A 23,015-nucleotide genomic window follows, 5' to 3' on the forward strand; every position below is an offset into this window, starting at 1 on the left:
ACTGATGACGCAGTTTCTGCCGCTGCTCGCGCTGTTTCTGGTCGTGCTGCTGGCGCTGGCCTGGCCACTGGGCGCGCTGCTGGCGCGCATCGGCGCCGCCGACATCCAACCGGGCGCCGTGCCCGGCCTGGGCTGGGTCGGCGGCATCGAGCGCGTGCTGCTGCGCGCCGCGGGTCCCGCTGCCGGCGCCGCCCAGACCTGGAAAGCCTATGCGCTGGCGCTGATCGCGTTCAATGCGGTGGGCGTGATCTTTGTCTATGGCCTGCAGCGCCTGCAAGGCTGGCTCCCGCTCAACCCGGAAGGCATGGCGGGCGTGAGCCCCGATTCGAGTTTCAACACCGCCGTCAGCTTTGTCGCCAACACCAACTGGCAAGGCTACAGCGGCGAGCAGACGATGAGCATACTGACCCAGATGGTCGGCCTGGCCGGTCAGAACTTCTTTTCGGCCGCCACCGGCATCGCCGTCGCGTTCGCGCTGATCCGCGGCTTTGCTGCCCGTTCGGCCGGCGCGATCGGCAATTTCTGGGTCGACGTCACGCGCTCGACGCTGTATGTGCTGCTGCCGCTATCCGTGATCCTGGCCGTGTTTCTGGCGGGGCAGGGCGTGGTGCAGAGCCTGGCGCCGCACGCCGAAGCGCAGATGATCGAGCCGGTCACGTACACGCAGCCGGCCAGCGATGGCCAGGCGGCAGTCGAGACACGTGCCGACACGCAGGTCATTCCAATGGGTCCCGTCGCTTCGCAGGAAGCCATCAAGATGCTGGGCACGAATGGCGGTGGCTACTTCAACGCCAACTCGGCGCACCCGTTTGAGAACCCGACCGCACTGTCGAACTTTGCGCAGATGATCGCCATCTTCCTGATCCCGGCCGCGCTGTGCTTCGCGTTCGGCCGCATGGTGGGCGACACCCGCCAGGGCTGGGCCGTGTTGGGCACGATGACGCTGATCTTCGTGATTGCGGCCATCGGGGCGTTCTCCGCCGAGCAGCAAGCCAATCCGCTGCTGGCGCCGATGGGCATCGACCAGGTGGCAAGCAGCCTGCAGTCGGGCGGCAATATGGAAGGCAAGGAGACCCGCTTCGGCATCGCCGCATCGAGCCTGTTCGCCGTCGTGACCACGGCCGCATCGTGCGGCGCCGTCAACGCCATGCACGATTCGTTCACGCCGCTGGGCGGCATGGTGCCGATGGTGATGATGCAGTTCGGTGAAGTGATCTTCGGCGGTGTCGGCTCGGGCCTGTACGGCATGCTGGTGTTCGCGATCCTGACGGTGTTCATCGCCGGCCTGATGATCGGCCGCACGCCGGAATACCTGGGCAAGAAGATCGGTGCGTTCGAGATGAAGATGGTCGCCGTCGTCATCCTGGTCACGCCGTGCCTGGTCCTGCTGGGCACCGCGCTGGCCGTCACGACCGGTCTTGGGGCGGCCGGCGTGGCCAATCCGGGCGCGCACGGCTTCTCCGAAATCCTGTATGCGCTCACGTCCGCCGCCAACAACAACGGCAGCGCGTTTGCAGGCTTGTCGGCCAATACACCGTTCTACAACACGCTGCTGGCCGTGGCCATGTGGTTCGGCCGCTTTGCCGTGATCGTACCGGTGCTGGCCATTGCCGGCTCCCTGGCCGGCCGCCAGCGCCTGCCCACCACACCCGGCACCTTGCCCACCCATGGCCTGATGTTCGTCGCCATGCTGGCCGCGATCGTCGTGCTGGTCGGTGTTCTCAACTACGTCCCGGCGCTGGCGCTCGGTCCTGTGGTCGAACACCTGCAATTGTTCGGAGAATGACAATGGATCAATCAGTGACCAACCCAACTGAAGCAACCCCGGTGCAGGCGCCGCGCAAGTCGCTGAACCTGTTCGATGGGGCGCTGGTCTGGCCGGCGGTGCTTGACGCGCTCAAGAAGCTCCATCCGCGCACGCAGCTGCGCAGCCCAGTGATGTTCGTCGTCTACATCGGCAGCATCATCACCACGCTGCTGTGGTTCCAGGCGCTGGCCGGCCACGGCGAAACAAGCGCCGGCTTCATCCTGGCCACTGCTGTCTGGCTGTGGTTCACGGTGCTGTTTGCGAACTTCGCCGAAGCGCTGGCCGAAGGCCGCAGCAAGGCGCAGGCGGCATCGCTGCGCAATCTGCGCCAGACAGTGACGGCGAAAAAGCTCGAGGCGCCCAAGCATGGCGAGCCATGGCAGGCCTGCCCGTCGGGCGATCTGCGCAAGGGCATGTTCTTTTTGGTCGAAGCTGGCGACGTGATTCCCGTGGACGGTGAAGTGGTCGACGGCGTGGCCTCGGTCGACGAAAGCGCCATCACCGGCGAATCGGCGCCCGTGATCCGCGAGTCGGGCGGCGACTTCGGCTCGGTTACCGGCGGCACCCGCGTGCTGTCGGACTGGCTGGTGGTGCAGGTGAGCGCCAATCCCGGCGAGACGTTCCTGGACCGGATGATCGGCATGGTCGAAGGCGCGTCGCGCAAGAAGACCCCGAACGAGATCGCGCTGACCATCCTGCTCGTGGCGCTGACGATCGTGTTCCTGGTCGTGACCGTGACGCTGCTGCCGTTCTCGCTGTTTGCCGTGCAGGCGTCCGGCAGTGGTTCGCCGGTGACGCTCACCGCACTGGTGGCGCTGCTGGTGTGCCTGATCCCGACGACGATCGGCGGCCTGCTGTCGGCCATCGGCGTGGCTGGCATGAGCCGCATGTTGCAGGCCAACGTGATTGCCACGTCGGGCCGCGCGGTGGAAGCGGCCGGCGACGTCGACGTGCTCCTGATGGACAAGACCGGCACCATCACGTTCGGCAACCGCCAGGCCGCTGCCTTCCTGCCGGCGCCCGGCGTGACCGAAGAAGAACTGGCCGACGTGGCGCAACTGGCGTCGCTGGCCGACGAAACGCCGGAAGGCCGCAGCATCGTGGTGCTGGCCAAGAACCGCTTCAATCTGCGCGAACGGGCAATGGAGTCGCTTGGCGCGGTGTTCGTGCCGTTCACGGCCCAGACGCGCATGAGTGGCGTGGACCTGGGTGAGCGGCAGTTGCGCAAGGGCGCCGCCTCGGCGCTCCGGCGTCACATGGAGTCGCTCGGCGCGGTCTGGCCCAGCGACGTGGAACGCAGCGTCGACGAAGCGTCGCGCCGTGGCAGCACGCCGCTCGTGGTGGCCGATGGCAGCCGCGTGATGGGCGTGGTCGAACTCAAGGACGTCGTCAAGGGCGGCATCCGTGAGCGCTTCGCCGAACTGCGCCGCATGGGCGTCAAGACCGTGATGGTCACTGGCGACAACAAGCTCACGGCGGCGGCGATTGCGGCCGAAGCGGGGGTCGATGACTTCATTGCCGAAGCGACGCCGGAAGAAAAGCTCGCGCTGATCCGCAGGTACCAGAGCGAAGGCAAGCTGGTGGCGATGACGGGCGACGGCACCAACGACGCACCGGCGCTGGCCCAGGCCGATGTCGCGGTGGCCATGAATTCGGGCACGCAGGCGGCCAAGGAGGCCGGCAATATGGTCGACCTGGATTCGAATCCGACCAAGCTGCTCGAGATCGTCGAAATCGGCAAACAGATGCTGATGACGCGCGGCGCGCTGACGACGTTCTCGATCTCGAACGACATCGCCAAGTACTTCGCGATCGTGCCGGCCATGTTCGTCGCCACCTATCCCGAGCTGAAGGCGCTGGATGTGATGGGGCTGACCAGTCCATCGTCGGCCATCATGTCGGCCGTGATCTTCAATGCCCTGATCATCGTGGTGCTGATCCCGCTGGCGCTGCGCGGCGTGCGTTATCGCGCCATTGGCGCGGCGGCCCTGCTGCGCCGGAACATGCTGATCTACGGCCTTGGTGGCCTGCTGCTGCCGTTCGCCGGCATCAAGCTGATCGACATGGCGCTCACTGCGCTCAATCTGACCTAGGAGTTTTCATGCAATCGATTCTTCGCCCCGCACTCGTGCTGTTCGCGGTGCTCACGCTGATCTGCGGCGTGCTCTATCCACTGGCCGTGACCGGGATCGCCCAGGCGGCGTTCCCCGTCCAGGCCAATGGCAGCCTGGTGGAACGGGATGGCAAGACGGTCGGCTCAGCGCTGATCGGCCAGTCATTCACTGCGCCAGGCTACTTCTGGGGCCGGCCATCGGCAACCGGCCCGATGGCCAATAACGGCGGCGGCTCGGGCGGCTCGAACCAGGGCCCGCTCAACCCGGCCCTGCAGGAAGCGGTCAAGGGCCGCGTGGCTGCGCTGCGCGCACTCGACCCGTCCAACACGGCGCAGGTGCCAGTCGACCTGGTGACGGCGTCGGCCAGCGGTCTCGATCCCGAGATCAGTGTGGCGGGCGCGCATTACCAGGCAGCACGGGTAGCGCGTGCGCGTGCGATGCCGGTTGAACGGGTCGGCGCGCTGATCGAACGGCATACCGAGCTGCCTTTACCGGGCCTGCCAGGTGCGCCGCGCGTCAACGTGCTGGCGCTGAACCTGGCGCTGGACCAGGCTGCCGGCGTGGCCAGCGTGGCCAGCGGCCCCGAAAGCGGTCATACTCGCTAGATGATGCCGCACGACGACCAGCGACCCGACCCCGACGCACTGCTAGCGCAACTGCGCGAGCAGGACCGGCGCGCAGCGCGTGGGCGCCTGCGCATCTACTTTGGTGCCTCGGCCGGTGTGGGCAAGACCTACGCCATGCTGCAAGAGGCGCGCAAGCTGCAGCGCGATGGCGCCGCACCGCTCGTAGGCGTGATCGAAACCCACGGACGCACCGAGACGGCGCGCCTGCTCGACGGGCTCGAACTGCTGCCGCGGCGGCGCATCGACTATCGCGGCAAGACGCTCGACGAATTCGATCTCGATGCCGCGCTGGCGCGTGCGCCCGGCGTCATCCTGGTCGATGAACTGGCGCATTCGAACGCGCCCGGTTCGCGCCATCCCAAGCGCTGGCAGGATGTCGAAGAACTGCTGGCGGCGGGCATCGACGTGCTCACGACCGTCAACGTGCAGCATCTGGAAAGCCTGAACGATGTGGTGGGCGGCATCGCGGGCATACGCGTGGCCGAGACGGTGCCCGATCGCGTGTTCGACAGCGCCGACGAGATCGTGATGGTCGACCTGACGGCCGACGCGCTGCTGGCGCGGCTGAAAGAGGGCAAGGTGTATCAGCCGCAGCAGGCCGAGCGCGCGGCCGGTAATTTCTTCAGGAAGGGCAACCTGATCGCGCTGCGCGAACTGGCGCTGCGCCGCACGGCCGACCGCGTCGAAGGCGACGTGCGCGCCTGGCGTGAAGCGCAATCGATCGACGCGATCTGGAAGACCGGCGCCGGCCTGCTGGTGTGTCTCGGGCCGGGAAGCCACGCCGAGCACGTCGTGCGCAGCAGTGCGCGCATGGCGTCGCAACTGGGCACGGCCTGGCATGCGGTGTATGTCGAAACGGCGCGCTTGGGCAAGCTACCCGAGACCGCGCGGGTGCGCATCATGGACACGCTCAAACTCGCGCACAGCCTGGGCGCCACCACGGCCGTGCTGTCGGGCGAGGACATCGCGGCCAGCACGCTCGATTACGCGCGCGACCATAATCTGTCGCGCATCGCGCTGGGCCGGGATGGCTCGCGCTGGCCTTGGCGCCGGCGAACGGCGCGCCGGCTTGCGCGGCTCGCGCCGGGTGTGGACCTGATCGAGATCGGGCAACCGGCGGTGCCGCCTGCTGCGGTCAGCGGCGCCACGGCGGCTACGGGTGCAGCAGCAGAGCCAGGCCAGCCATTGCTGCCGCACGCGTTGGCTGCCGGTGCCAGCCTGCTCACGGCGCTGGTGGCTACGCCACTGAGGCCGTGGCTCGATCTGGCCAATATCGTCATGCTGTTCCTGCTGGTGGTGCTGCTCGTGGCCATGCGTTTCGGGCGCGCGCCATCGGTTACCGCCACCTGCGTCGGCGTAGCCAGCTTCGATTTCTTCTTCGTGCCGCCGCGTTTCGATTTCGCGGTGAGCGACGTGCAGTACCTGATCACGTTCGCCGTGATGCTGGCCGTCGGCCTGATTACTGGGCACCTGACAGCTGGCCTGCGCTTCCAGGCGCGCGTGGCGGCGCAGCGCGAGCGGCGCGTGCGCGCGCTGTACGAATTCGCGCGCGAGTTATCCGGTGCGCTGGCGGCGTCGCAGGTGTTCGAGTCGAGCCGCGCCGTGATCCAGAATGCGTTCGGCGCGCGCGCCACGCTGCTGGTGCCCGATGCCGACGGGCGGCTCGGCATGCCGGCGGCGGAAGATGGCGGCGCAACTGGACCGGCGCCCGGCAACGTCGACCTGGGCATCGCCCAGTGGGCATATGACCACGCGCAGCCGGCGGGCCTGGGCACGGACACGCTGCCCGCATGCCCATTGTTCTATCTGCCGCTGGTGGCGCCGATGCGCACACGCGGCGTGCTGGCGATCGAGCCGGAAGGCGGGCGCTGGGTACTGATTCCCGAGCAGCGGCGCCAGCTCGACGCCCTGGCGGCGCTGGCCGCGATCGCGCTCGAGCGCGTGCATTACGTCGAGGTTGCGCAGGCGGCATTGGTGAACATGGAATCGGAGCGCCTGCGCAATTCGCTGCTGGCGGCGCTGTCGCACGATCTGCGCACGCCGCTCACGGCGCTGGTGGGCTTGTCCGAATCGCTGCTGCGTGGCGAGCCGGTGCTGCCCGATAAATCACAGGCGCTGGCGCAGGCGCTGCACGATGAAGCGGTGCGCATGGGGACCCTGGTGGCGAACCTGCTGGACATGGCGCGCATCGAAAGCGGGGAAGTGCGCTTCAACCTGGAATGGCAGGCGCTCGAAGAAGTGGTCGGCAGCGCACTGCGCGCCTGCGGCGCGGCGTTGCGCCAGCACACGGTGACGGTGCGTCTGCCGCCCGACATGCCGCTGGTGCGCTTCGACGCCGTGCTGATCGAACGCGTGCTGTGCAACCTCGTTGAAAATGCCGCAAAATACACGCCAGCCGGCTCGCGCATCGAGATCTCCGCGCTGGCGCGCGGGGCCTGGATCGACGTCACGGTGAGCGATGACGGTCCGGGCCTGCGCGCCGGCAGCGAAGAAGCGATCTTCGAAAAATTCACGCGCGGGGAGCGCGAATCGGCGCTGCCCGGCGTGGGCCTGGGCCTGGCGATCTGCCGCGCGATCATCGGCGCGCATGGCGGCATGATCCGCGCCTGCGCATCAACCCTAGGCGGCGCCGGCTTCGTGTTCTCGCTGCCGGCCGGCAGCCCCCCTGAACTGGACTTGCTATCGATGGAGACAAACGATGCTTGACGTGCCTTGCGCACTGCTGGTCGAGGACGAGCCGCAAATCCGCCGTTTCGTGCGCGCCGCCCTCGAACAGGAAGGCTGGCAGGTGCACGAGTCGGTGAGCATGGCGCGTGGCCTGATCGACGCCGGCACGCGCCGCCCCGACCTGATCGTGCTCGACCTCGGCCTGCCGGATGGCGATGGCATCGACTTCATCCACGACGTGCGCAAATGGTCGGTGGTGCCGATCATCGTGCTGTCGGCGCGCGTGGCCGAGAGCGAGAAAATCCGCGCCCTCGACGCCGGCGCCGACGACTACCTGACGAAACCCTTCGGCACCGGCGAACTCCTCGCACGCGTGCGCGCCACGCTGCGCCGCCAGCGCCAACCCGCCGCCGGCGGCGACAGCAAAACACACTTCAGCGACGTGTCAGTGGACCTGCAAGACCGTGTGGTGACGAGAAATGGCGAACACGTCCACTTAACGCCCACCGAATACCGCCTGCTCGCCGTCCTCGTGAGCAACGCCGGCCGCGTGATGACCGCCCCGCAACTGCTACGCGCTGTCTGGGGCCCGGGCCACGCCGAAAGCAGCCACTACCTGCGCATCTACATGGGCCACCTGCGCCACAAACTCGAACCCGACCCCGCCCAACCCCGCCACCTCCTCACCGAAACCGGCGTCGGCTACCGCCTCTGGCTCGGCTAAAAATCCCCGAATCAATGTTAAATAAATTAGGGTCAGAGTAGAATTAAAAAGCAATTTTTGAAGTTGCCAGTTAATTCGACTCTGACCCTAATTAATTTGCAACGCTTTCCCAAAATCTAAATTAGGGTCAGAGTCGAATTATTTGACAACATTCGGTAATTGCCCAATAAATCTACTCTGACCCTCATTGATTCTGGCTTTTGATGCGCTTTTTTTTTGCTCTATCGAATTCTTTGGAAAAAAGAAAGATCCACGCATAATTTAAATGCAACGTTAATTCGATTTAATGAAGCCAGGAATTAAATTATCGAAAAATAGCGATCAATTGCTCAATAATTCGACTCTGACCCTAATTAATTTGCAAGAGTTACTGCAAGAATAAATTAGGGTCAGAGTCGAATTGTTTGACAACTTTGGGTAATTGCCCAATAAATCTACTCTGACCCTATTTTTTGGGGAGGCCTTGGCCGCCGATGGGTTCGGTTTCGAAGCGTTCGCCGAAGCCGGCGATCAGGGGGCGGGCTTGTTTGATGGCGGCTTGGACTGACGGGAGGGTCAGTGAGGCCTTGTGGTTGTCTTGCGAGTCCCAGGTTTCGGTGATCCAGATGGCGTCGGCGTCCTGTTTGTCTTTGGCGATGATGTAGGCCAGGCAGCCGGGCATGGCGGTGGTGCCTTCGAGCAGGATGGCGATGAGGGCGTCGCGCTGGCCCGGCGTGGCGAGCATTTTTCCGATCAGACCGTACATGCGGGGTGTCTCTTTCATCGTGGTGGTGGTGCCGGGGGCGGTGGCGCAGGCTTGGGTCAGCGGCAGGGCTGCCAGCGTCCCCAGCATCGTGCGGCGGGATACGGTCATGCCTGTCCTCGCGTGGAATTGTTTCTTGAGAAGTATAGGTGTGGCTCCTGGTGCCGCCAAGCACAAACGGGCGTCTTGGCGCATTCGATGCAGGTCGGGTTAAGATGGCTTTTCCATCATCCTGTCACGAAAGCCTCGATGCGACTTCATCCTCTTGCCCTGGCCGTCAGCGCCTGCATTTTCTCCGTCTCCCAGGCTGCGCATGCGCAGCAGCCGGCCGCCGTGTCCGAGACCGCTCTGCGCGCTCACTTATCGTTCCTTGCTGACGATCTGCTCGAAGGCCGCGGCACCGGCCAGCGCGGCGGCGACCTGGCCGTGCGCTATCTGGAAACCCAGGCTGCGCTGATTGGCCTCAAGCCTATCCCCGGCGGTGGCTATCGCCAGAAGGTCGAGATCGAGGGCAGCAAACTTCTGAGTGGCAGCGCCACCTTCACCGCCGGCGGCAAGACCTTCAAGCCGGCGCTGGGCAAGGGCATCGTCATGGGCACCAAGAGCGGCAACGAGAACCTGTCGTTCGATGCGCCCCTCGTCTTCGTCGGCTATGGCGCCGCCGCACCCGAAGAAAAGTGGGACGACTACAAGGGCCTCGACGCCAAGGGCAAGATCCTCGTCATGATGGTCGACGATCCCCAGCCCACCGCAGAAGAGCCCAACCGCTTCGCCGGCAAGGCCTACACCTGGTACGGCCGCTGGATCTATAAATTTGAGGAAGCCGCGCGCCGCGGCGCCGCCGGGGTGCTGTTGATCCACACGACGCCATCGAGCTCCTATCCGTGGAGCGTGCCGGCCAATGGCTTCGGCAACGAGCGCTTTGGCCTCAAGGGCCCGGGCAATCCGATGGAAGGCTGGCTGCACGAAGACACCGCGCGCGAGCTGTTCGCCGCCGGCGGCCATGACCTCGACAAGCTGCGCGCGCAGGCCGAGCGCCGCGACTTTCGCCCGGTCGACCTGAAGGTCGCGGGGCATGTCGAGTTGCGCTCAGCGATCCGGCCGGTCGAGCAGTTCAACGTGATCGGCATCGTGCCCGGCACCGACGCCAAGCTGAAAGAGCAGGCGGTCGTCTACTCGTCGCACTGGGATCACATGGGCATGGCCGAACTGAAAGCCGGCGACGATCCGAAGGCCGACCGCATATACAATGGCGCGATCGACAACGCATCGGGCACCGCAGCGCTCCTGGTGATGGCGGCCGAAGCGGTCAAGAAACCGGCCAAACGCACCCAGATCTTTTTGTGGCCCGCCGCTGAAGAGCAGGGCTTGCTGGGCGCGGTGGCGTATGTCGCCAACCCGGTCTGGCCGCTGGCGCAAACGGCGGCCGACCTCAATCTCGACAGCCTGAACTTCGTCGGCCGCACCCGCGATATCGGTGTCGCCGGCGCGGAGCGCAGCAGCCTGTTCGAGACCTCGACCCAGGTGGCCAAGTCGATGGGCCTGAAGATCGCGCCAAGCTCGCCGGACATGTCGGGCGCCTACTTCCGCGCCGACCACTTCGCGTTCGCCAAGGCGGGCGTGCCGGCATTTAACGTCGGTTCGGCCGTATTCTCGGGCGATGGCCACTTCGAGTTCGAACAGCACCAGAACGAATCGAGCACCAACATCAAGGGCTTCAAGGACCACTACCACCAGGTCAGCGATGCATACCGGCCCGAGTGGGATTTGTCCGGCATGGTGCAGCAAGCGCAATTCACGCTCAACCTGGGTTACGCGGTCGCGAACGCGCCGGGCATGCCGACCTGGAAGAAGGGCGAAGCCTTCGGCAGCGTCAAGCGCAAATAGGTTCGGCGCCGGCCCTCACACGGGTCACACGGCGGCGGCGGCGCCACTGGCCGCCGCCGTCAGGATGCGATCCAGGTCGGTCATGTCCACCGGCTTGACCAGATGATGGTCGAAGCCGGCCTGGCTGCTGGCATCGCGATCCTGCGACTGGCCATAGCCGGTAACCGCCACCAGCAAGGCATTCGCGGTCGCCGGTGCTGCGCGCAGGCGGCGCGCCAGTTCATGGCCATCCATCCCGGGCAGGCCGATGTCGAGCAGGCAGGCGTCGGGCACGAACTGCGCGGCGCGACGCAAGGCGTCGAACGGATCATGTTCGACCGCCACCTCATGTCCCGCTGCGCTGACGTACATCGCCAGCACCTGCGCCGCGTCGATATTGTCGTCCACCACCAGCACCTTGAGCTGCTGCAGCGCGCCTGCCTCGGGTGTGTTTGCAGCGCTGCCGCCGGCGCTGCGGGCTTCGCTGCGCGGCAGCGTCACGATGAAGGTGCTGCCCAGTCCCTGGCCGGGGCTCTCCACGCGCACGCTGCCGCCATGCAGCTGCACCAGGCTGCGCACGAGCGCGAGCCCGATTCCCAGGCCGCCCTGCGTGCGGTCCGGCGTGCGCTCGCCCTGCACGAACATCTCGAATGCACGATCCAGTTCTTCGGGCAGCATACCGATGCCGTTGTCTGCCACCACGATGCGCAGGCGCGACGCGTCCAGTTCGAGCGCCACGCGCAGCTTGCCGCCGGCGGGCGTGAACTTGACTGCGTTGTGCAGCAGATTGCCCACCACCTGCACCAGCCGTTTGCGGTCGCCCATCACCCAGGCCGGCGTCGCTGGCAGCGACGATGTCAGCGTGTGGCCTCTCTGGCGCAGCGGTTCCTGGACCTGTTCCATCGCTTCGGCCAGCACCTCGTTGACATCGAGGCGCACCTTCGACAGCGTCACCAGGCCGCGCGTGACGCGCGACACGTCCAGCAGGTCGTCCACCAGGCCGGCCATGTGCCGTGCCTGGCGCGCGATGATGCCGCTGATCTGGCGCGTGCGCGCCGGGTCGAGCGTGTCATGGCCCAGCAACTGCGCGCCGGAGGCGATTGGCGCCAGCGGATTGCGCAGCTCGTGCGCGAGCATTGCCAGGAATTCGTTCTTGCGCTGGTCGGCCTGGCGCAGCGCTTCTTCGGCGTTGACGCGGTCGGTCACGTCCTGGATCGTGCCGCGCAGCGCCGACACGCGCGCGTCGCCGTCCTGCACTGCCTCGCAATGCAGGTCGATCCAGATGCGGTGGCCTTCGGCGTGCAATACCTGCAGTTGCAGCCTGCCGCTGCCGCCGGTGCGTTGCAGCTCGCGGATCAGCGCACTGGCGCGCTGCCACGATTCTTCGGGCAGCACCGACCCGCGCTGTTCGTCGAATGGCGGCAGCTCGCGTCCGTAGATGTGCGGCACCGATTCGGACGTGAACAAGTCGCCGCCCGGCAGTTGCATGTGCCAGGTGCCGAAGCGCGCCATGCGGTGCGCGTCGCGCAGTTCGGCTTCCTTGATGGCCAGCGCTTGCGCGCGTTCGCCGAGCAGCGTCGATGCGGCGCTGATCGCCTCGGCCACTTCGGCCGCTTCCTTGACGTGCACTTGCGTGAAGCGGGGCGGTGTTTCGCCTTTGCCCAGCGCCACCGCCGGTGCGGTCAGGGCCTGGACCGAACGCGCGAGGCGTCCGCCAATCTGCCAGGCCAGCCACAGGCCGACGGCAAACAGCAGCAGCACGCCGGTCAGCAGCGCGGCCAGCGGTTCGAACAGCACCTGGTTCAGGTTCGAGCGCGGCATGCCGATGGCGACGTGCCAGCCAGTCGCTTCGGAGCGCGAGTAGAAGGTGAGCAGGGCGACGCCTTCCTGCGACACCGACTGGACGATGCCTTCGCGCTGGTGCTGCATGGCGCGGAACAGCGGATCGGTGACGCGGTTGCCGACGAAGCGCTCGGGACTCAGGTTGCGCGCGAAGATGGTGCCGCCGGCGTCGACCACCGACGCCCGCGCGCCATCCGACACGGATCTGGGCGTGAGCATGTCGTCGAAATACCCGGGCCGTACGCCGATGCTCAGCACGTAGGCCACGCTGCCGTCGATCACTACCGGCACGTCGACACTGACGGTGGGCTCGCCGACGACCTTGCCGATGAAAACGCGCGAGATGCCTGGCCGGCCGCTGGCAAACACTTTCTCCAGCGAGTCGGACGGTTCGAGCGGAAGGCGTTCGCCATAGACGACGGCGGTATTGAGAATCTGCTGGCCGCTGCGCTCACGCAGCACGGCAGTCATGCCGTCGCCGGCCAGTTGCAGCGCCTCGCGTGCCTGCCGGTGCACGAGCGGGAAATCGCGGTCCTGGAGCGCGTCGAGCGTCGACAGGGTCTGGGCGATGACCTGCGCCTGCAGCAGCTTGCTGTCGACCGTGTGCACGAGCGCGCGCACGGTCTGCATCGTGTTGCGCTCGAACTGGGCGCGGCTTTTCTGGTACTGATGGACGAACAGGAGCGATGCGCCGACCACGCCCGGCAACAGTGTTACCAGAACCAGCCAGAGCAAATAAGCCCGCAGTGGTCTGCGGGGCATGGTGGACGATATGCCAGTCACATTGCTTTCCAGAACGTTTAATCCGGCAAATTCTACGCCACAAACCAAAAGTACATGCTTTCCTTTAGTGAGGCTGGCAGTGGGCTGTGTCGGTCAGCGCCGGTTACGCGTGAACAGGGTCTTGTAATAAATTGCCGTCGCGTGCCAGCGGCCATTGGGTGTACACGCGTACTCAGGCAATTCGCCGACCCGCTCGTAGCCGCTTTGTTGCACCAGTCGCTCGGCACCGGAGCCCACCGCCGCATCCAAAAACAACAAACCGCGGCGCAGGGCCAGTGCCTCGATCTCGAGCGCTTGCATCAGCGCCATCCCGATGCCACTGCGCCGTACGGTGCAGTGTACGAGCAACTGTTGCACTTCGGCGCGGTTGTGGCCATTTGGCTTCGTACACAATGCAAGCTGGATACTGCCGACCAGCACGCCGGCACGTTCCGCTGCCAATAGTACGCGCTGCCCCAGCCCGACTTCATCCGCGATGCCTTGCCAGTAGGCGTCAAGCTGATCCTGGTCAAGACCATTGACGAATCCCAGTGAATGGCCATCGGCCACCGCATCGAGCAGCAACGTGCCCAGCGATGGCATGGATTCGGCGATGGTGCGTGGATCGAGTCTGCGGATGATCATGGAATTCCCTGAACAGAGGGTGAATGGATTGTCCGTTTATCTCAAGCACGATGCATGCCAACGTGTCGTGGTTCATATGGCCACTGTGTCATCCTGTTGTGGGCGCACCATACTTTCGACCTAAACCAAGTTTTATTTTCTAGTATTGACATGGATCTATCGACATGACGAAAGGTCGCTTGTAATGTTCTCGCAGAGTAACTATTTTCGGCGCCTGGCGCTGCACAAGGATGACCATGACAGAACCAACCAAGAAACGCCGTGCCATGACATTGGCAAATCTGCGCATCGGCAAGCGACTGGCACTGGGCTTTGGCTTGATCTGCATCATGCTGGTCGTGATGATCGTACTGAGCAATGCGATGCTGGCCCGCACCAATGCCGGCACCGCCGAGATCGTCAATGAACGCATGCCGCGCATCGCATTGACCACCCAGATGCAGGACCGGATCAACGATATCGCCATCTCGCTGCGCAACATGATCCTCAGCGAGAGCGGTTCCGACCACCGGCGCCAGGTCAAGGACATCATGGCCGCGCGCGCCGCGATGGACGCCATCCTGGTCAAGCTGCGGGCGTCGCTGCACAACCCGAAAGCGCTCGAACTGCTGGCCCAGATGGAAAAGGAAACCGCGCTGTACAAGGCCGGGCAGGATGCGATGATCAAGCACCTCGAGGCCGAGGAAGTCGACGAGGCGCGCGCGCTGCTTGGCGAAGACCTGGGCCCGCTGCTGATGCGTCTGAAGCGGGCGACGTCCGAGCAGACCGCGCTGCAGGTCGCGATCGCGGACGAGGCCGCGCGCGACGCCGCCGTCACCTATCGCAATACCAGTCTGCTGATGTGGGGCCTGGGCGGCGTGGCATTGCTGCTCTCATTGCTGGCGGCGTGGGCGATCACGCGCTCGATCACGCGGCCCCTGGCGCGCGCGCTGGATGTGGCCAATACGGTTGCCGCCGGCGACCTGACCAGCCGCATCGAGGTAACCGCGGATGACGAAACGGGCCAGTTGCTGCAAGCCCTCAAGACGATGAACGAAAACCTGGCGCGCACCGTCGGCACCGTGCGCGTGGGGACCGACACGATTGCGTTGGCCGCTGCCGAAGTGGCAGCGGGCAACCATGATCTGTCGATCCGCACCGAGCAGCAGGCCGCGGCGCTGGAAGAAGCGGCGTCGTCGATGGAAGAGCTGACGGCGACCGTGCGCCAGAATGCGGACAATGCGCGCCAGGCCAATGTGATGGCGGGCCTGGCCTCGAGCGTCGCCTCGCGCGGCGGCGACGTGATCGAGCAGGTGGTCGGCACGATGGACGGCATCAACGCGTCGTCGAACAAGATCAACGACATCATCGGCGTCATTGACGGCATCGCGTTCCAGACCAATATCCTGGCCCTGAACGCGGCGGTGGAGGCAGCCCGCGCGGGCGAGCAGGGCAGGGGCTTTGCCGTGGTGGCGGGTGAGGTGCGCAATCTGGCGCAGCGCTCGGCGGCGGCGGCCCGTGAAATCAAGGGCCTGATCCAGGATTCCAGCGGCAAGGTCGCCGAGGGCGGCAAGCTGGTGGCGCAGGCCGGCCAGACCATGCGCGAGATCGTCGACAGCGTGCGCAGCGTGACCGACATCATGACCGAAATCAGCGCGGCGAGCCTGGAGCAGACTGCCGGCATCGAGCAGATCAATCAGGCCGTGACGCAGATGGATGAGGGCACGCAGCAGAACGCGGCGCTGGTCGAAGAAGCGGCAGCGGCGGCGACCTCGATGCGCGAGCAGGCGGCCCGGCTGGCGCAGGCGGTGGCGGTGTTCCAGATCGACGGGGAGCAGATGCAAGGTGTGTCGGCGGCAGCGCCGCAAGCGGTGGCGCCGACGCAGGCAGTCCCGGCGCCTGCACCGGTCGCTAAAACGACAGCGATACCCACTCGGGCCCCGGCCCCGGCACCGCGCAAGGCGATCGCAGCAGCCAAGGTTCCACCCAAACCAGAGGTGGCGGCCGGCGCAACGCCGGTGGCGGCCGGGGATTGGGAAGAGTTCTGACATCGCGCCAGGCCTGAATTTCACCGGTCAAACGGCATCGGCACTGAAAACGGCAAGCTGCGGCTTGCCGTTTTTTTTTGCATGAACAACCAACACATGCGCAAAGAAAGCGTGCGCATCGTCCAGTATTCATTGCAATCACGCTGGCATTGCCGTTTCGTTAGCGTGCATGCATCGTTATCGTCCGCGTTAGAACTTACCCTGCTTGCCGAAAAGAAACATAACGAAATCTCACGGCATTGGAAGGTAATACCATGGAACACGCAGTCAACGATCGCGAAGTGCTCTCTTTCCGTCTCGGCAAGGAAGAATATGGCATCAGTATCCTCAAAGTCCAGGAAATTCGCGGCTACGAGACGCCGACACGCCTGGCCAATGCGCCCGAATTTCTCAAGGGTGTCATCAATCTGCGTGGCCGGATCGTGCCGGTGGTGGACATGCGCATCAAGTTCGGCTTTGCCAATCCGACCTATGACAGCTTGACGGTCGTGATCATCCTGAACATTGCGCAACACGTGATCGGCATGGTGGTCGACAGCGTCTCCGAGGTCGTCACCCTCGAAGCCGACCAGATCCGGCCGGCGCCTGCCATGGGTTCGCTTGATGCGGGCTACCTGCGTGGTCTCGGCACGGTCGGCGAACGCATGCTGATCCTGCTCGATATCGACGCCCTGATGCAATCCGAAGAACTCGGCCTCGTGCCGTCGCTCGCGCTGGCTGCCTGAGCCGCTCCGCAGAAAGAACCACCCCATGAAACTCGGTAATCTGAATATCGCCACGCGCCTGTCGCTTGGCTTTGGCGTCGTCGGCGTCATGCTCATCGCGATGATCTTGATGAGCAATGCGTCGCTGCTGCGCGTGAACAATGGCACCAGGGATCTCGTCGAGCACCGGATCCCGGCAATCGAGATGAGCAACCGGCTCGAAGGCCAGATCAACGTTATCGCCATCGCGCTGCGCAACATGATGCTCAACGCCGAGCCGACCGATCGCCAGAAGCAGGTGGATGCGATCGGCAAGGCCCGTGTGACGATCACCGCAACGCTGGCCGAGATCGAGCCGCTGCTGACGGCGCATCCCGATGAACTGGCCATCCTGCGTACCATGCAGAGCACGAGCACCAGCTACCTGACCGGCGTCACCGAGCTGCTCGCCCTGATCAATGCAGGCGAAGAAGAGCCGGCCAAGGTCTACCTGACCAACGAACTGCGTCCACGCCTGGCCAGGCTGAAGGATGCCACTGCCGCCGAACTGGCGCTGCAGAAGGACCTGAGTGCCAAGGCTGCAGCAAGCGCCGCAGCAACCTATGACAGGACAATGTGGCAGACCTGGGCGCTGGGCGGTCTGGCGCTGGCGTTCGCGGCCCTGGTGGCCACCTTGATCACGCGCTCGATCACCGTGCCGGTACGCCGCGCGCTGGAAGTGGCCAATACCGTCGCCGCCGGCGACCTGACCAGCCGCATCGACGTCATCACGCAGGATGAAACCGGCCGGCTGCTGCAAGCGCTCAAGACCATGAACGAAAGTCTGGCGCGCACCGTGGGCGCCGTGCGGATTGGCACCGACACCATCGCGGTTGCCGCCAGCCAGGTGGCGGCGGGCAGCCAGGACTTGTCGGGCCGCACCGAGCAGCAGGCCGGCGCGCTGGAAGAAACGGCATCGTCGATGGAAGAACTGACATCGACGGTCAAGCAGAACGCCGACAATGCGCGCCAGGCCAACAAGCTGGCCGAGACCGCGTCGAACGTGGCGGCGCGCGGCGGGGAAGTAATCCATCAGGTCGTCGACACGATGGACCAGATCAACGCATCGTCGAACAAGATCAGCGACATCATCGGCGTGATCGACAGCATCGCGTTCCAGACCAATATCCTGGCGCTCAACGCGGCGGTGGAAGCCGCGCGTGCCGGCGAGCAGGGCCGCGGCTTTGCGGTCGTGGCCAGCGAAGTGCGCAATCTGGCGCAGCGCTCGGCGGCGGCGGCCAAGGAAATCAAGACGCTGATCGGCGACTCGAGCAGCAAGGTTGCCGACGGCAGCAAGTTGGTGGCGCAGGCAGGTTCGACGATGCAGGAAATCGTCGACAGCGTCCGGCGCGTGACCGACATCATGACCGAGATCAGCGCCGCCAGCGTGGAGCAGACCGCCGGCATCGAGCAGATCAACCAAGCCGTGGCGCAGATGGACGAGGGCACGCAGCAGAATGCGGCGCTGGTCGAGGAAGCGGCGGCGGCGTCGGCGTCGATGCAGGAGCAGGCTGCGATGCTGGCTGCCGCCGTGGCGGTGTTCCGGATCGATGCCGGACAGATGGCCGATGCGGCGCCGGCTGATGTGGGTGTCGTGCGCGCCAAGCCGGCAGCGGCGCCGGCACCGGCAGTAAAAAAGGTTGCCATTGCCCATGCCAAGCCGGCCCCGGCGCCGGCCCCGACGCGCACGCAGGCCAGGACGCCTGTCGCTGCAGACGAGTGGGAAACGTTCTAAGCCGGCCAGGACCTGCATGCCCGGATGGCGGGCAAGCAAAAAACGGCAAGCCGCAGGGCTTGCCGTTTTTTTGTTGCGTGGTCTGAACGTGGCAGGTGCTGTCATTGTCAGCGATCGATGAGAGCGCTGGCATGACCCCATGACTCCATGACCCCGTGCCGCCGTAACCCTGCCATTCCATGACGCCGTACGCCACGTATTCCCTTTAAAGCCGGTACGCTATCCGGTGCACCCAACGCATCCCCTATTTAACGTTGACAGCGCCGGCCGACAAACCGCAGACGTAAAAAAACGGCAGACCGTGAGGTCTGCCGTTTTTATGTCCGTCGCGCATCAGGCGACATGCGCCCGATGCGGTACGGCGTCGCTTAGAACGAGTGACGCACGCCGACGTTGTAGACCTGTGGGTCTGCGCCGAACGCGGTTGCTGGCAGGGCCAGCGAGCCAGCTGGCGAGGTCAGCGAGAACACGCCGTTGTTGTTGTTACGCAGTTTTGCGTACGATGCGTACACGTTGGTGCGCTTCGACAGGGTGTAGGTGTAGGCAACGGTGACTGCCTTGCCTTCTGCGCCAGTGGCCAGCTCTTGCTGCTGGTAGTTCAGGAAGACGCGGTTGGCGCCGAAGCCATACGACACGCCGGCGTTCTTCTGCTCGTACTTGGCGCTTGGCAGGATGCCGGTTTCAGGATCAGCAGCCATGTAGCCAGCGCGCACTTCGAAGTCGCCGAACTTGTAGCCGATACCTGCGTTGTACTCTTTGTCGTCGCCGGTCGCCAGGCGCTCGACGTTCTGGTAACCAGCACCCAGGTACAGGCCAGCGTTTGCGTATTCCAGCGAGACGCCGGTCACGTCGCCCGATGGATCGATGCTGCGCTCACCGGCGCCGTAGGCTGCGCGCAGGGTGAAGCCGCTCAGAGCGTTGCTCTGGTAGTTGACCGAGTTCGACAGGCGACGGGTCAGGCGGTTGGTGCCGAAGGCAGCCAGGTTCGAACCGTAGAAGCCCTGGCCCAGGGTGTCCGATGCGCCGGCAACGGCAGCGATCGGGCCATATTCACGACCGACGGTCACGGTACCGAAGGCGCCTTGCAGGCCCACGACAGCGCGGCGCTGGAACATGTTCGAGTCGGTTGCGCCGGTATCGACGGCAACAGCGGCTTCGATGTTGAACAGTGCCTTCAGACCATTGCCCAGGTCTTCGGTACCGCGGAAGCCGATGCGGCTTGCCGATTGGGTACCCGACGACACAACGGTGCGGCTGCTCTCGCCAGGCGCATCGTTGTTTTCAACGCCGATCGACGCATCGACCATACCGTACATGGTGACGCTGGTTTGGGCTTGGGCGACGAGTGGCAGTGCCGACACGAGGGCGATGGCAAGAATTTTGTGCTTCATGGATGAATCTCCAGTGTTTGTTTGTGAAATAGCCTAGTAATCATGACATGCCCGACGGACATCTGTCACCGGGTTCGCCCAAGCGGAATTGACGTAACGGCGACCGCAATTGGCGTCAAAAAAATCCCCCGGGAGCCAGATTCTCATAGGAGAACCGTGGATTCCGGCAGCCTTTCCAACGTCGCGAATCGCGCCTGCGAAGCGCTTAAAATATTGCTGAAAATCAACCAGAGGCGTTGCAGCGACGCCACATTTTTGGCCTTGACAGCTGCTGCAATGCGCAATAACGGTGCACGCATGCGTTCCGCTGCCCATCGAGCCATGGGCGCGTCTGTATGACAGTGCGACCCATCCAGTCTGGAATCCGGCCATGTTGCTGTTTTTTTTTGCACCGCAATAGTGCATCGGAACCTTTGTCTCCGTCACGCCGACAGCAACCTCGATCACTTGCAATGTCGATACCTAAATCGGTATCGGAACTGCGGAAAAATTGATTGGAACGTTCTCGGTGCATCTTCTACCATTCCGTACAGCATCGAAACAATAAAGTCGCACAGCGACGTATAACGATTAAGGAGACATATGACACGGTATTCGCCGGGCAGCATTGCGCCCACATTTTCCCCAACCCGCCGCATTCAGGCCCGCCGCAGGTTTGCCTTGCGTGCCACGGTGGCGGCCCTGGCCGGCGCTGGCCTGATGAGCGCGGCGACGGTCGGTGCCCAGGAAGTCGGCGCCGCCACGGCGGACATCCCGGCCGCCAGCGCGCCGTCAAATGCCGAAAACAACACGGCGCGCGCCGGCGCCGACCGCGATGCGGCCGTCGTGACCGTCACCGGAACCCGCCAGGCCGCCCAGAGCGCGCAGGCCATCAAGCGCAACGCCGAGCAGGTGCTCGATTCGATTGTCGCCGACGATATCGGCAAATTCCCCGACAAGAACGTGGCCGAGATCCTGGGCCGTGTGCCGGGCGTGCAGGTGATCCGCCAGAATGGCGAAGCCGGCAACGTCGTCATCCGTGGCCTGGGCGGCATCACCACGCTGTACAACGGTCGCGAGATGTTCACCGCCGCCGGGCGCAGCCTGTTCCTGGCCGATGTGCCGGTCGCCATGCTGCAGCGCGTGGACGTCTACAAATCGCAGGGCGCCGACATGGTCGAAGGCGGTACCTCGGGCGTCATCGACGTGCGCACCAACCGTCCATTCGATTTCAAGGGCGCACAGGCCGCCTTCAATGTCCGCGGCGAGCACCGCGACAAGGCCGACAAGATCGATCCGAACGTCTCGGGCCTGTTGTCGAACCGCTGGAAAACGGCCATGGGCGAGATCGGCCTGCTCGGCGGCCTGTCGTACCAGCGCGGCCGCTACCATGACGAAACCGCCTTCGTGGGCGAACCACGCACGATCGACCGTGGCATCATCGGCGCACCGTCGATGGGCCGCGTGATGAGCGGTGGCGATCGCGAACGCCTGGCCGGCAACCTGTCGGCCCAGTGGCGCCCGTCGAGCGACCTCGAAGTGTACGCCGAGAGCTTCTCGACCAAGATCGACCACGACTCGCAAAGCATCTTCTTCGTGGGCGACCTGCCGATCAACAATCCCGGCTCCACCGTCACGCCGATGCCGGGCTCGAACTATCTCGGTTCGATCAGCAATCCCAACGTGAACACGTTCACGCTGAGCTCGACCCAGGCGCGGCGCGACGATTCGGAAACCCACCAGGGCGCCGTCGGTGCGATCTGGAAGGCCACCCCCGGCGTACGCGTCAGCGGCGAGGTGGTGCGCACGGTCAGCAAGTACAGCCAGAAGAATCCGATCCTCGACACGGTCATGAACATGTCGAAGTCGATCAATGCCGAAGTGCGCGACGGCGGCGGCTACCTGGAATACCCGGGCACCGACATGACCGATCCGGCCAACTGGACGATGTTCGCGCTGTTCGACAACCACAACCGCTCACGCGGCGCCGCTACCGACTGGCGCGGCGATGTGGCCTGGACGCCGGAGGCCGACGGCTTCTTCAAGGAACTCAGCGTGGGCGCACGGCATGTCCAGCGCGACGCCTCGTTCGTGCACGAGCTGAACGGCTACACGGCCGCGCCGAATTCGTTCACGCCAAACGCGATCAAGGTCACCGACTTCCCGGGCCTGAACTGCACCAGCCCCAAAACGGGCGGCAACTACGGGATGAACCAGTTCTATGCGCCGTGCCGGGACTACCTGCTCGACAACACGGGCGCCATCCGCCAGGTCATCAAGGGTAATCCGAATCCGCAACCGGACAATCCGCTGTCGTTCTACTCGGACCGCGAACAGTCGAGCGCCGCCTACATCAAGGCCAACTTCGGCTTCGATGCATGGTCGCTGCCGATCGACGGCACCGCTGGCCTGCGCTACGTGAAAACCAAGCAGCGCATCAGCGGCTTCTCGTCCACGGCCGGCGTGGTCTCGCCCGTCACCGTGTCGAGCACCACCAACGACGTGCTGCCGAGCCTGTCGATGCGCGCCCACTTCAGGCAAGACCTGATCGGCCGCCTGTCGGCCAGCAAGGCGATCGAACGGGCGCCGTTCGGTGACTTCAATCCGGGCCTGACGCTGTTCCCGTCCACCACCACGACGCTGGCCACCGGCAGCGCCGGCAACCCGAACCTCAAGCCGCAAGAGGCGCGGAACGTCGACGTGGCGCTGGAGTGGTACTTCGCACCGGCCGGCTCGATCACCGGCACGCTGTTCCAGCACGACTACGAAAACTACCTGCGCCGCAGCGCGCGGCCGGAAACCTACGACGGCATGACCTACAACGTCAGCCGCCCGTACAACGCGGTCGAGGGCAAGCTCAAGGGCGCCGAACTGGCGTACCAGCAGTTCTACACGAAGCTGCCGGGCTGGCTGGGCGGGCTCGGGATGCAGGCCAACGTGACCTGGATGGATGGCGGCCTGGCCGAAGCCGACGGCACCATCAACACGTTTGCCGGCATGTCCAAGCTGTCGGCCAACCTGGTCGCGCTGTACGAATACGGCAAATGGTCGGGCCGCATCGCCTACAGCTGGCGCGACAAGTTCACTGCCGAGTACAACTACCGAGGGTTGCCGTACAACATCGTCGTGGATCCGCTCAAGACGCTCGACGCCTCGGTGTCGTACAAGCTGACCGACAAGCTGACGGTCACGCTCGACGGCAGCAACCTGCTGGACCAGTCGTACCACGACTACCACAGCGTGCCCGAGTTGCCGCGCGACGTGCGCCGCTACGACCGCGTCGTGGGTCTGGCGCTCAGGTGGCGCAATTGAGGGGTGCCGGCCGGCCTTCCTTGATGGCCGGCT

At 64.8% G+C, this 23,015-nt stretch carries 14 protein-coding genes; 10 read left to right on the forward strand and 4 right to left on the reverse strand.

Annotated features, from left to right (window positions below; genetic code table 11):
• The first annotated feature begins 1 nt into the window (after position 1).
• The 5 genes from kdpA to kdpE are packed head-to-tail and all read left to right on the forward strand — an operon-like array spanning position 2 to position 7,938.
• Positions 2-1,786, forward strand: a complete 1,785-nt coding sequence (gene kdpA, locus IFU00_15000; protein MBD8543589.1) for a potassium-transporting ATPase subunit KdpA — start codon at positions 2-4, stop codon at positions 1,784-1,786.
• Between the two features lie 2 nt (positions 1,787-1,788).
• Positions 1,789-3,900 carry a potassium-transporting ATPase subunit KdpB gene (gene kdpB, locus IFU00_15005; protein ID MBD8543590.1) on the forward strand — a complete coding sequence of 704 codons (2,112 nt, stop codon included), beginning with the start codon at positions 1,789-1,791 and terminating at the stop codon, positions 3,898-3,900.
• An 8-nt stretch (positions 3,901-3,908) separates the two neighbouring features.
• Positions 3,909-4,526, forward strand: a complete 618-nt coding sequence (gene kdpC / locus IFU00_15010) for a potassium-transporting ATPase subunit KdpC (protein ID MBD8543591.1) — start codon at positions 3,909-3,911, stop codon at positions 4,524-4,526.
• Positions 4,527-7,253, forward strand: a complete 2,727-nt coding sequence (gene kdbD, locus IFU00_15015; protein ID MBD8543592.1) for a two-component system sensor histidine kinase KdbD — start codon at positions 4,527-4,529, stop codon at positions 7,251-7,253.
• Complete coding sequence (gene kdpE, locus IFU00_15020; protein MBD8543593.1) at positions 7,246-7,938, forward strand: two-component system response regulator KdpE; 693 nt, start codon at positions 7,246-7,248, stop codon at positions 7,936-7,938. The genes kdbD and kdpE overlap by 8 nt, the downstream gene beginning before the upstream one ends.
• A gap of 445 nt (positions 7,939-8,383) precedes the next feature.
• Here the strand turns inward: kdpE and IFU00_15025 are convergent, their stop codons facing one another.
• Positions 8,384-8,791, reverse strand: a complete 408-nt coding sequence (locus IFU00_15025; GenBank protein ID MBD8543594.1) for an antibiotic biosynthesis monooxygenase — start codon at positions 8,789-8,791, stop codon at positions 8,384-8,386.
• A gap of 138 nt (positions 8,792-8,929) precedes the next feature.
• Between IFU00_15025 and IFU00_15030 the strand changes: the two genes are divergently transcribed.
• The gene (locus tag IFU00_15030; protein ID MBD8543595.1) at positions 8,930-10,567 is read left to right on the forward strand and encodes a M28 family peptidase; all 1,638 of its coding nucleotides are present in this window, start codon (positions 8,930-8,932) and stop codon (positions 10,565-10,567) included.
• 24 nt (positions 10,568-10,591) lie between these two features.
• On the opposite strand, the gene IFU00_15035 is transcribed toward IFU00_15030, so the two are convergent.
• On the reverse strand, positions 10,592-13,150 hold the full coding sequence (locus IFU00_15035; protein MBD8543596.1) for a response regulator: 2,559 nt from the start codon (positions 13,148-13,150) through the stop codon (positions 10,592-10,594).
• A 114-nt stretch (positions 13,151-13,264) separates the two neighbouring features.
• Complete coding sequence (locus tag IFU00_15040; GenBank protein MBD8543597.1) at positions 13,265-13,795, reverse strand: GNAT family N-acetyltransferase; 531 nt, start codon at positions 13,793-13,795, stop codon at positions 13,265-13,267.
• 266 nt (positions 13,796-14,061) lie between these two features.
• Between IFU00_15040 and IFU00_15045 the strand changes: the two genes are divergently transcribed.
• From IFU00_15045 to IFU00_15055, 3 genes are all read left to right on the forward strand, one after another.
• On the forward strand, positions 14,062-15,822 hold the full coding sequence (locus IFU00_15045) for an MCP four helix bundle domain-containing protein (GenBank protein ID MBD8543598.1): 1,761 nt from the start codon (positions 14,062-14,064) through the stop codon (positions 15,820-15,822).
• A gap of 254 nt (positions 15,823-16,076) precedes the next feature.
• Complete coding sequence (locus tag IFU00_15050; protein MBD8543599.1) at positions 16,077-16,547, forward strand: chemotaxis protein CheW; 471 nt, start codon at positions 16,077-16,079, stop codon at positions 16,545-16,547.
• Between the two features lie 25 nt (positions 16,548-16,572).
• Positions 16,573-18,300, forward strand: coding sequence for an MCP four helix bundle domain-containing protein (locus IFU00_15055; protein ID MBD8543600.1), 1,728 nt, complete (start codon positions 16,573-16,575; stop codon positions 18,298-18,300).
• 368 nt (positions 18,301-18,668) lie between these two features.
• Here the strand turns inward: IFU00_15055 and IFU00_15060 are convergent, their stop codons facing one another.
• Complete coding sequence (locus IFU00_15060; GenBank protein ID MBD8543601.1) at positions 18,669-19,691, reverse strand: porin; 1,023 nt, start codon at positions 19,689-19,691, stop codon at positions 18,669-18,671.
• 582 nt (positions 19,692-20,273) lie between these two features.
• Here IFU00_15060 and IFU00_15065 point away from each other — a divergent pair.
• On the forward strand, positions 20,274-22,982 hold the full coding sequence (locus tag IFU00_15065) for a TonB-dependent receptor (protein MBD8543602.1): 2,709 nt from the start codon (positions 20,274-20,276) through the stop codon (positions 22,980-22,982).
• The last annotated feature ends 33 nt before the right edge of the window (positions 22,983-23,015 follow it).

It is taken from the genome of Oxalobacteraceae sp. CFBP 8761, from assembly GCA_014841595.1.
In the GTDB taxonomy this organism is placed as follows: domain Bacteria; phylum Pseudomonadota; class Gammaproteobacteria; order Burkholderiales; family Burkholderiaceae_D; genus Telluria.